At 66.8% G+C, this 10,179-nt stretch carries 8 protein-coding genes; 3 read left to right on the top strand and 5 right to left on the bottom strand.

The window, feature by feature from the left end:
* Positions 1-300: 300 nt before the first annotated feature.
* Complete coding sequence (locus D7W79_RS31995; protein WP_120529163.1) at positions 301-888, top strand: DUF2378 family protein; 588 nt, start codon at positions 301-303, stop codon at positions 886-888.
* Between the two features lie 81 nt (positions 889-969).
* Here D7W79_RS31995 and D7W79_RS31990 read toward each other — a convergent pair whose 3' ends face one another.
* From D7W79_RS31990 to D7W79_RS31975, 4 genes are all read right to left on the bottom strand, one after another.
* A complete protein-coding gene (locus D7W79_RS31990) occupies positions 970-2,160 on the bottom strand; it encodes a peptidoglycan DD-metalloendopeptidase family protein (RefSeq protein ID WP_120529162.1) in 1,191 nt (396 codons plus the stop codon).
* 115 nt (positions 2,161-2,275) lie between these two features.
* Positions 2,276-3,769 carry a SpoVR family protein gene (locus tag D7W79_RS31985; RefSeq protein ID WP_120529161.1) on the bottom strand — a complete coding sequence of 498 codons (1,494 nt, stop codon included), beginning with the start codon at positions 3,767-3,769 and terminating at the stop codon, positions 2,276-2,278.
* A 42-nt stretch (positions 3,770-3,811) separates the two neighbouring features.
* Complete coding sequence (locus D7W79_RS31980; protein ID WP_120529160.1) at positions 3,812-4,921, bottom strand: DUF444 family protein; 1,110 nt, start codon at positions 4,919-4,921, stop codon at positions 3,812-3,814.
* 35 nt (positions 4,922-4,956) lie between these two features.
* On the bottom strand, positions 4,957-7,020 hold the full coding sequence (locus D7W79_RS31975; RefSeq protein WP_014399123.1) for a PrkA family serine protein kinase: 2,064 nt from the start codon (positions 7,018-7,020) through the stop codon (positions 4,957-4,959).
* A gap of 566 nt (positions 7,021-7,586) precedes the next feature.
* Here D7W79_RS31975 and D7W79_RS31970 point away from each other — a divergent pair.
* On the top strand, positions 7,587-9,176 hold the full coding sequence (locus D7W79_RS31970; protein WP_120529159.1) for an ArnT family glycosyltransferase: 1,590 nt from the start codon (positions 7,587-7,589) through the stop codon (positions 9,174-9,176).
* Between the two features lie 27 nt (positions 9,177-9,203).
* Here D7W79_RS31970 and ruvX read toward each other — a convergent pair whose 3' ends face one another.
* The gene (gene ruvX / locus D7W79_RS31965; protein ID WP_120529158.1) at positions 9,204-9,665 is read right to left on the bottom strand and encodes a Holliday junction resolvase RuvX; all 462 of its coding nucleotides are present in this window, start codon (positions 9,663-9,665) and stop codon (positions 9,204-9,206) included.
* 212 nt (positions 9,666-9,877) lie between these two features.
* Here ruvX and D7W79_RS46510 point away from each other — a divergent pair, with 212 nt between their 5' ends.
* Positions 9,878-10,165 carry a hypothetical protein gene (locus D7W79_RS46510; RefSeq protein WP_244222083.1) on the top strand — a complete coding sequence of 96 codons (288 nt, stop codon included), beginning with the start codon at positions 9,878-9,880 and terminating at the stop codon, positions 10,163-10,165.
* The last annotated feature ends 14 nt before the right edge of the window (positions 10,166-10,179 follow it).

Here is a 10,179-nt window from a genome sequence, read left to right as displayed (position 1 = left end):
GGGAGATGTGTAGAAGAGACAGTAAGTCGGTCGTCTCGGAAGGTCGCGAAGGGGTTGAAGTACAGCCGGGAGCGCCCACGCTTTTGACGCGGGACGCCCATGACGGAAGGCTACCGTGTCACGCCAGCCGGGGGCAGGGGAAACCCTCGCCGCTTCACAGGGTCGGCCGCTTCCTTCGCCAGGGAGGGAAGGTGCTCCGGGACCCGCCGTGACGCGGCGCGGCCCCGGGAATGACAGACATGCGCGGGGCCTCATGAGAGGAACCGGAATCACGCGGAATTGGAGTAAAACGCTGGGTGAATGTCCCTCCCCCTGGATGACCTGGAGCAGCGCATTGCCCTGACCCGGCCCGGGGACACCGTGCGGGGACTGAGCTTCGCGGCGGTGCTGCGGCTGACGCACCAGCAGCTGGGGCGCGACGCCGCGGAGCGCCTGCGCGCGCCGCTCCTGCAGCGAAGCCCGGTGGACTTCTTCTCCTACCCGGCGGTGGACTTCCTGCGCCTGATGGGCTTCGCGTCGGAGGCCCTCCAGCCCGGGTACGGCACTCGCGAAGCGGCCCTGCGGGCGTGCGGGGAGGCCATCGTCGGGACCTTCTTCGAGTCCACGGTGGGGCAGACGCTCCTGCGCCTCACCGCCGGCGCTGGCGACCCCAAGCGCATGTACAGCAACGCGCCCGCGTCCTACGCCACCGCGGTGAGCTACGGACGGCGCGAGTACCAGGCCCTGGCGGACAAGCGCGTGCGGCTGACCTTCAAGGGCGACCTGCTGCCCGTGGAGGTCCACGAGGGCATCCTCGGGGGCGTCCTCACCGCGCTCCACCGCGACGGCCACGTGCGGGGCACCGAGCGGTGCCTGGGCGACTCCGAGTTCCTCATCGAGTGGGCCTGACGGCTCGGCGAAAAGCGACGGGCCCCGCTCCACCGTGAAGGGGAGGGGGCCCGTGGGCTTTGATGCGTTGGCGCGTGCCGCCTACTTCGTGGCGGCGGGCGGCGGGCCCGCCTGGCCGGCGACGGCGGCCACGGACACGGCGTCCAGCTGCTGGGCCATGTCGTGCGCCTTGGCGAGGAAGTCCCCCGTCAGCTCCTTGGGCAGCGGATCCGCGCGAGGGAACTTCTGGGTGAGCGGGTTGGCGTAGGCGCCGTTGCGCTTCAGGCCGAAGTGCAGGTGCGGGCCCGTGGAGCGGCCGGTGTTGCCGGAGTAGGCAATCACCTGCTTCTGCCGCACGCGCTGGCCGGAGCGCACGCCGTCGCCGAAGCGCGACAGGTGCATGTACTGCGTCTCCATGCCGTTGGCGTGGCGCAGGACGACCATGTTGCCCGCGGCGCCCGCGTTGCCCGCGGACACGACGGTGCCGTCCGCCACGGCCCACACCGGGGTGCCAATGGGCGTGCCGTAGTCCACGCCGTTGTGGTTCTTCACGTACTGGAGCACCGGGTGGAAGCGCGACCCGAAGCTGCTGGTGATGTGCGCGTACTTCAGCGGGCTCTTGAGGAAGGTCTTCTTCGCGCTGGCGCCGTCCTCCTGGAAGAAGTTGGCCTCGCCGTTGGGCAGCACGTAGCGGAACACGCGCTTGTTGCCCACCAGGCCGCCTTCATACGTCGCGGCCAGCACCTCGCCGTAGCGCAGCACGCGGCCCTTGGAGACGAACTTCTCCACCAGCGCCTTGGCGCGGTCGCCCTTGCGCACGTCGCGGTAGAAGTCGATGTCCCACGCGAACACGTCCGACAGCACCAGGCCGATGGACGGGTCCTCGCCCGCGGCCAGCGTCGCCTCGTACAGGGACGAGTTGATCTCCAGCGAGACGACCGACACCTGCTTCTCCACCTCGATGGAGCGCTTGCTGCCGACGTACTTCTCCCCGTCGCGGCGCACCTGCCACTCGTCCACGGTGCTCTGGCGGTAGTCGAAGAAGTCCAGCTCGCCGTTCTTCATCACCAGCCGGAACTGGTCACCCACGCGCGACTTGCGGAAGTCGAACACGCCCTCCAGCGCGGCGATGACGGCCGTCACCTGCTCGTCGGGCAGCGCCGCGTCGTGCAGCGCGCCCGCCAGTGTCTGGCGCGGCTCGATGCGGCGGTTCTTGATTTCGAAGTGGGTGGCGGCTTCGGACGTCGAAGCCACCCCGAGGGCGGCCAGGCAGAGGAGGGAAGCGGTCTTCATGGGGGGCGATACAGGAGTGTAGAGGACTGTTGGTCCCCCGCCCAAATCCTGACCGCACTTCCTGAGCCCGCCTGCCTGCTTTCGCCGGGGCTCGCACCCGGCGGGGCCGGGTGACTTACAGCTCCACTTTCTTTTCCGAGTGGTGCTGCCCGTCGTAGCGCAGCAGGGTCCCCTTGCCGTCGTAGCGGGTGATGATGTTCACCGGCCGCCGCCAGAGGCTCTGGAGGTTGCGCAGCGTCTCCCGCGCGTAGTCGCCCTTCAGGTCCTGCCCGTCGTGCTTGTGCGCGAGCAGCAGCTCCGAGCGGTTCTCGTAGTTGCCGTCCACCACCTCGATGATGGGCTGCCCGAAGTTGGTGAGCGACGTGAGCAGCTTGTTCTTCACCTTGCGGAACTCGCGGTCGAGGATTTCCCACGAGTTGCGCTTGTCGTTGAAGCCGTAGACGAAGAGCTTCTGCTGCTGGGCGAACTCGGCGGTGAGGAACGTGTCGATGAAGGTGATGTCGTTGTAGTGCTTGCGCACCTCGAAGATCTTCTCCCGCCCCGCGCCCAGCTTCTTGTCCCAGGCCTGGCGCGCGCGAAGGTCATCGCACTCGTCCCACTCCTTGCCGAACTTGCCCTTGTTCCACCGGTCCTCGATGTCCCGCCACAGCTCGATGCCCAGCTTGTACGGGTTGATGGCGCCGGGGCGCACGCCCATGGTGCCGGAGTGGTGGTCCGCGTAGTCGATGATCTCGTCGTCCCGGAGGGCCCGGCGGGTCATGATGGTGGAGTGCCAGTAGCTGGCCCACCCCTCGTTCATGATCTTCGTCTGGCCCTGCGGCGCGAAGTAGTACGCCTCGTCGCGCAGGATGGAGAGGATGTCCACCTCCCACGGCTCCAGCGGCGCGTGCTCCAGCAGGAAGTAGAGCACGTCGCGCTGCGGGCGCTCCGGGAAGCGCTTGCGCTGCTGCTTCTCGTCCTCGGCGCGCTTGCGCTGGGAGTCCATGAACTCCGAAGGGTTGATGAAGCCGCGCATGTACTCGCGGTTCACCTTGAAGCCCTCCACGCGCTCGTTGGACTTGGCCTCCTCTTCCGCGCGCTGCGGATCCGGGTTGCGGCGGATGTGGGGCGCGTGCTGGTCGATGAGGTTCTCCAGCGACAGCGTCCTGTCGATGAAGTCCTCCACCTTCTCCACGCCAATCTTGTCCACCCACCGCCGGACGCGGGTGGCGTGGTTGGCCATGTCGTCAATCATCCGGCGGTTGGTGTGCCGGAAGGAGAAGTTGTTCTTGAAGAAGTCGCAGTGACCGTAGACGTGGGCCATCACCAGCTTCTGGTCCACCTCCGGGTTGCTCTCCATCAAGTAGGCGTAACAGGGGTCGTTGTTGATGACGAGTTCGTAGATTTTCGAAAGCCCGTACTCGTACCCCTTCGCCAGCTGCTCGTACTCCATGCCCCAGCGCCAGTGGGGATAGCGGGTGGGGAAGCCGCCGTAGGCGGCCACCATGTTCATCTCGTCGTAGGACACCATCTCGAAGACGGTGTCGAAGAAGTCCAGGCCGAACTCCTTGGCGTAGCCGTGGATTTCATCCCGAAGCGCTGCGAGTCGCGGTGAGAGGCTCTTGGGCATGGGGCGGTGGCTCCGGTGGGGGATGAGACAGAAGCGCTCTTGTCAGCGCCCCTTGCCGAGGAAGTCCTTGATGGAGGCGTAGATGGCGTCCTTGTCCGCGATCTCGCTCAGCGCGACGTTGGTCGTGTCACCCACCGCCTCGCGCAGGTCCTTGATGAACTGCCCGCTGCCGTAGGGAGACTCCACCTGCCCGTAGGCGAACTGGTTCACCTGCGGGAGGATGTCGTTGCGGAGCATCTCGATGCACTGGCGCGTGTCGTCCGCACTCCAGTTGTCCCCGTCGCTGAAGTGGAACGGGTAGATGTTCCACGCGCTCTTCGGGTAGTCCGCCTGGATGATGTCCCGGCACAGCTTGTACGCGCTGGAGATCATCGTCCCGCCGGACTCGCGGGTGTGGAAGAACGTGTCGCGGTCCACTTCACGCGCCACCGCGTCGTGGATGATGTAGCGCGACTCCAGGCCCTTGTACTGGTGCTTGAGCCACGTATCGAGCCAGAAGCTCTCGATGCGGACGATCTCCTTCTGCTCGTCCCCCATGGAGCCGGACACGTCCATCATGTAGATGATGACCGCGTTGGTCTCCGGCAGCTCCTGCAGCTTGTAGCTGCGGTAGCGGCGGTCCTCGCGCGTGGGGATGATGACCGGCATCTTCGGGTCGTAGGTGCCGGTGGCGATTTGACGCTTCAGGGCCTGCTTGAAGGTGCGCTTGAAGTGGCGCAGGGACTCCGGGCCCGTGGTGTTGACGCCCGTGTACTTCACCTTCTGCGTGACGATGCGCTCGTTCTGCCGCCGTTCAATGCGTGGCAGCTGGAGCTCTTCGCCCAGGATCTGCGCCAGCTCCTCCAGCGTGACGTCCACCTCCAGGGCGTGGTCTCCCTCGCCCTGGCCGGCCTGGTGCCCGTCCCCGGGCTCTACCGCCCCGGGGCCGAGCTGTTGACCCACGTCACCGTCACCCTGTCCGACGCCGCCCTGCTCTTTGTGGCCGTACTTGAAGCGCGGGATGTCGATGAAGGGGATGGGGATGCTGATGGCATCCTTGCCCTTCTTGCCCAGCATCTCGCCCTTCTGCACGTACTTGCGCAGGTTGGCTTTGATCTTCCCGCGGACGATCTGTTTGAAGCGGGAGTGGTCCTGGTGGATCTTCAAGGTCACGGTGTCACGTCCCTCTGGAGTCAATTCGCCAGGCGTTACTCCTTGGCGTCACCGCGGGCGAAGATGCTGGCCACGAAGTTCAGCACGTCCGTGGAGCAGATCTCGCAGTACCCGTAGTTCTTCATCATCCGGTCCTTCACCAGGTCGATCTTCTCCTGGGTCTCCTTGTCCACGACGGAGGACACGAGGTTCTTGAGCTTGATGCTGTCCTTCTGGTCCTCGAACAGCTTCAGCTCCAGCGCCTTGTGCAGCCGCTCGTTGGTCCGGTAGTTGAAGGTCTTGCCCTCCACGGCGAGCGCGCCGATGTAGTTCATGATCTCGCCGCGGAAGTCGTCCTTGCGGCTCTCCGGGATGTCGATCTTCTCTTCAATCGACCGCATCAAGCGCTCATCCGGCACCTCGTAGATGCCGGTGTACTTGTTGCGGACCTTCTCCTTCTGGGTGAAGGCCTTGATGTTGTCGATGTAGTTGCCGCACAGCTTGCCGATGGCGTCCTCGTCGGCGCTGATGGCGCGCTGGACCTCGTTCTTGACGATGTCCTCGTACTCCTGCTTCACCGTGGTGAGCAGCTCCTTCATGCGCTTGCGCGCGTCCTCGGTGTTGATGAGGGAGTGCGTCTTCAAGCCGGCTTCCAGCTCGTTGAGCACCATGAAGGGGTTGATGCAGCCCTCGCCCTTGTCGCTCACCAGGGCGTTGGAGATTTTATCCTGGATGTAGCGGGCGCTGATGCCCTCCAGGCCCTCGCGCACGCTCTCCTTGCGCAGCTCCTTGATGTTGTCCTCGGTGAAGTTGGGCAGCGTCTTCCCGTTGTAGAGCTTGAGCTTCTGCAGGAGCGACAGGTTGTGCTTCTTGGGCTCCTCCAGGCGCGTGAGGACGGCCCACATGGCGGCCATCTCCAGCGTGTGCGGCGCGATGTGCTTGCCCTTGATGGCGCGGGAGTTGAAGTCCTTCTCGTAGATCTTCACCTCCTCGGCCAGCTTGGTGATGTACGGGATGTCAATCTTCACCGTACGGTCGCGCAAGGCCTCCATGAACTCGTTGTTCTCGAGCTTCTTGTACTCGGGCTCGTTGGTGTGCCCGATGATGACCTCGTCGATGTCCGTCTGAGGGAACTTCTTCGGCTTGATCTTGTGCTCCTGCGACGCGCCGAGCAGGTCGTAGAGGAACGCGACGTCCAGCTTGAGCACTTCGACGAACTCGATGACGCCGCGGTTGGCGATGTTGAACTCGCCGTCGAAGTTGAAGGCGCGCGGGTCGGAGTCCGAGCCGTACTCGGCGATCTTCCGGTAGTTGATGTCGCCGGTGAGCTCGGTGGAGTCCTGGTTCTTCTCATCCTTGGGCTGGAACGTGCCGATGCCCACGCGGTCCTTCTCGCTGAAGATGAGCCGGTTGACGTGCACGTGGCCCATGACCTTGGCGAAGTCACCGCCGTACTGGGTCATCAGCTCCTTGAAGACGAAGCGGCAGGCGGGGCACAGCTCGCAGCCGTTGGGAATCGTGTAGCCGGACTCCGGCGGGGACAGCTCGGAGAAGACCTTGTCGCGCCACTCCCGAGGGATGAGGTTGAGGGGCTCCTCGTTCATCGGGCACTTCATCTTCTCCTTCGTCACCGTGCCGTCCGGCTGCTTCTTGTCGGTGAGCCAGGAGAAGGTGTACGCGGCGCCCTCGGGCGTCTTCGAGTACTCCTCCATGCCCTTCTTGAGCAGGCGGGCGATGGTGGACTTGGACGAGCCCACGGGGCCGTGCAGGAGGATGACGCGCTTCTCCGTGCCGTAGCCCTGCGCCGCGGACTTGAAGACGTTGACCAGCTTCATCAGCGGCACGTCCAGGCCGAAGATGGCGTCCCGGCCGCCGAAGCGCTCGTCGCTGAAGAAGTGGTAGCGGGTGAGCTTCTTCTTGTTGTCGATGTACTCCGACTTCCCGTGGCTGAGGATCATGTCGTAGATCCTCTGGAAGGCGGTGCGGGTGACCTTGGGGTTCTTGCGGACGATTTCGAGGTAGTCCTCGAAAGAGCCCTCCCAGTTGAGTTCCGCGTAGGTCTTCACGTCCTGGAACGCGGCGATTCTGGAGACCCACGAGCCCTTCTCAGCGTCCTTCATGTCTCTCCCTCGTAGCCTCACAGGAGGACGCGAACGCTCGCGTGCTTCCGGGGGGCCAACATGGTGAACCTGGAGGGCTGGAAGGCCATTCCACACCCACTCCGAAGAGGTCCCAGGCGACGACAATCGCGATGCTTCAGCCCCTTCGGGACCCCGCCGCGGAGTGGGACCGCGCGTCAGATCGTGTCGGAGGGGAGCCGCCCTCCTCCACGGGGTGAAAAGGCACTTCGATTATAAGGACCCTGACGCGCGCTGGGAGGAGCCCCCCTGGTGCGATGTGTCGGGTCCCACCTCTCCCAAGCGCGCACTTCCCGACGCTTGGGCCCCTGCTGGAGGACACCCCGTTCAGGCAGGCCCTCACTGTGGGGCGGCGTCCGTGTCCGCTCCACATGTCGGCGTGACGGCCGGCGCACCGGTTCCGTCCCGCCCGGAAGGGTGCGTAACGGCGCGAATCCGCCGCTGCCCGGGGATTTGGCGCGTGGGACAGGGCAGGCGGGCGGGCATCAGGCAGGAGGGAGGGTCGCTGGCTTGGCTTTGAGCCCTGCCTGCGTATCCTCGCGCGCGCCATGGTTCCCGCTTCGAGTCCCGCCGCCCTTGCTTCCCCTTCCGCCGCCGTGCCCGGCCTGTCCGCGGTGCCCGCACCCCAGCCCGAGCCATCCACCCGGTGGTTGGTGGGCCTGCTGCTGGTGGCGGCGCTGCTTCCCCGGCTGGGGGTGTTCTTCATCAACGAGAACCTCTTCGGGGACGCGGTGGTGCGCACGGAGCTGGCGGAGCGGTGGCTCGCCGCGCCGCACGTCATCACCTCCTACAAGGACGGCACGTACCAGTTCGGCCCGCTGCACCTGTATCTGGTGGGCGCGGTGCTGTCGGTGTTCGAGCGCGACGTGGCGGGCCGGCTGGTGAGCCTGGTGTTCGGCGTGCTGTCGGTGGTGCCGCTGTTCGCGCTGACGCGGCGGCTGTTCGGCTGGCGCGCGGGCGTGGCCGCGGGGCTGGCCTTCAGCGCGTGGGGCATGCACCTGCAGTTCTCCACCACCGCGGGCAGCGAGGCGGTGTCGCTGTTCTTCATGCTGGCCGTGTTCGCGCTGGTGGCCGAAGGGGTGGAGGAGAACCGCTTCCAGCCGCTGTTCTGGGGCGCGGTGCTGCTCAACTTCGCGTGCGCGCTGCGCTACGACGCGTGGCTGTACATCCCGCTCATCACCGTGGCGCTGGTGTTCAGCACCGAGGACCGGGTGGCGTCGCTGACGCGCGCGGTGGGCTTTGGCCTGGTGTGCCTGCCGTTCCCCCTGTTGTGGATGCAGGGCAACGAGCTGGCGCACGGCGACCCCTTCTTCCCCATCAAGGCGGTGGAGGACTTCCACAAGCAGTGGGTGGCCGACTCCGGCGGCGCGGGAGGTTCGCTGGGCTGGCGGCTGCAGCAGCTGGGGTTCTGGCCCGCGGTGGCGCTCTTCACGCTGACGCCCGGCGTGGCGCTGCTGGGCGGCGCGGGCATGGTGCGCGCGTGGAAGAAGCACCCGGAGACGCGCTGGCTGGTGGTGATGGCGGTGCTGCCGGCGCTGTACTTCACCTTCCGCGCGGCGGTGCTCCTGAGCTTCGTGCCCCTGGCCCGCTTTACGGTGACGCAGCTGGTGCTGGTGCCCGTGTTCCTGGCGCCGGGCCTGGCGGCGGTGGTGGGCAGCCGGGGGGACTTCGCGCGCCGCGCGGTGGTGGGCGTGAGCGCGGTGCTGGCGGTGGTGATGCCGGTGGCGCTGGGCATCTACACGTTCCGCACCGAGGGCGGGCTGCACGACTCGCTGCGCCCGGTGAGCCCCACGTCCACGAACCCCGTGGCGGTGATGCAGGTGGCGCGCTTCCTCAAGGAGGAGGTGGCGGCGAAGGGCGGCGCGGCGGCCATCGACGACGACCCGCGCTACATGGACCTGCAGGTGGCCTTCTTCTCCACGCTGCCGGAGATGCGCATGGCGCGCGTGCGCTGGGACACCTTCCGCCAGCGCCTGGGTGACGCGCGGCCGGAGGTGGTGGTGCGCTTCGACGAGGGCAAGCTGGTGAAGGACCCGGGCGTGAAGCTGGACGGGCGCACGCTGACGCTCGACGGCGTGGCGTACCAGGAGCAGGACGGCTTCACCGCGCCGCTCCACGTGTACCGGCGCCAGCCGTAGCGGGCTGGCGGTTCCCGGAGGCGGTGCTCAAGCCTCCGGGTCGTAGTCGTCGTAGCCTGTGTCGTAGTCGTCGGTCCTGGGGCGGTGCGCGTCCAGCCAGCCCTGCAGGATGAACTGCGCGGCCAGCTGATCAATGACCTCCCGCCGCTTCTCCCGGCGCACGTCCGCCTCCAGCAGGGTGCGCTGGGCGGCCACGGTGGACAGCCGCTCGTCCCACAGCTCCACGGGCAGCCCCAGCGCGCTCTCCAGCACCTCCGCGAACTTGCGCGTGGCCTCCGCGCGGGGCCCCTCCGAGCCGTTCATGTTGAGGGGCAATCCCAGGACGAAGCGCGTCACCTCGTGCTCCTTCACGAGCCGTGACAGTTCCGCCAGGTCCGCCTTGAGCGACGCGCGCCGCACGGTGGTGACCGCCTGGGCGGTGAGCCCCAGTCCATCCGAGACGGCCACGCCGATGGTCTTGGTGCCGTAGTCGAGCCCGAAGGTGCGCATGGGCGCGGGACTCTAGCCGCAATCCTCCGCGACGGACCTGACCGTCCGCGGGCGGGGACGCGGACCGTGGGCCCTTCCACACAACCCCTCGAATCGACTCGCCCCGCGCGCCGGCGCGCCCGGCACCGCCGCTGCAATGCCTGCCCGCGTCCGAAGAGACGGCGCGCGGCACCCTGGCAGCACCCACTTCAACCCGTCGCGCGGGAGTATCGATGCTCGACATCCTCAAAGGCGTGGCGAACCTGCTGGGCGGTCCGATGGCCGCCGTGACCGACCTGGCGGGGGACGCCCTGGGGCTTCCCCCCGTCCTCACGAACTCCATCAAGACGGCCGCGGGGGTGATGACCGGCAACGTGATGATGGCGGCCAGCGGCGCGCTGGGCGTGGCGGATGAGCTGAAGAAGAACCCCTCCGCGAAGACGGAGTACTGCGCGCCGCGGGACGCGGCGAAGGCGGGCGCGGGCTACGCGGGTGCCTCGCTGGCTCTTATACACATCTGACGCTGCCGACGATA

The organism is Corallococcus exercitus (assembly GCF_003611585.1).
Lineage (GTDB): Bacteria > Myxococcota > Myxococcia > Myxococcales > Myxococcaceae > Corallococcus > Corallococcus exercitus.
This window is presented reverse-complemented; position numbering and strand designations above follow the sequence as displayed.

What these genes read in the sequence shown, in the direction of transcription:
- D7W79_RS31995 (WP_120529163.1), top strand. Translation starts at nt 301, where the DNA reads ATGTCCCTCCCCCTGGATGACCTGGAGCAGCGCATTGCCCTGACCCGG.
- D7W79_RS31990 (WP_120529162.1), bottom strand. Translation starts at nt 2,160, where the DNA reads ATGAAGACCGCTTCCCTCCTCTGCCTGGCCGCCCTCGGGGTGGCTTCG.
- D7W79_RS31985 (WP_120529161.1), bottom strand. Translation starts at nt 3,769, where the DNA reads ATGCCCAAGAGCCTCTCACCGCGACTCGCAGCGCTTCGGGATGAAATC.
- D7W79_RS31975 (WP_014399123.1), bottom strand. Translation starts at nt 7,020, where the DNA reads ATGAAGGACGCTGAGAAGGGCTCGTGGGTCTCCAGAATCGCCGCGTTC.
- D7W79_RS31970 (WP_120529159.1), top strand. Translation starts at nt 7,587, where the DNA reads ATGGTTCCCGCTTCGAGTCCCGCCGCCCTTGCTTCCCCTTCCGCCGCC.
- ruvX (WP_120529158.1), bottom strand. Translation starts at nt 9,665, where the DNA reads ATGCGCACCTTCGGGCTCGACTACGGCACCAAGACCATCGGCGTGGCC.
- D7W79_RS46510 (WP_244222083.1), top strand. Translation starts at nt 9,878, where the DNA reads ATGCTCGACATCCTCAAAGGCGTGGCGAACCTGCTGGGCGGTCCGATG.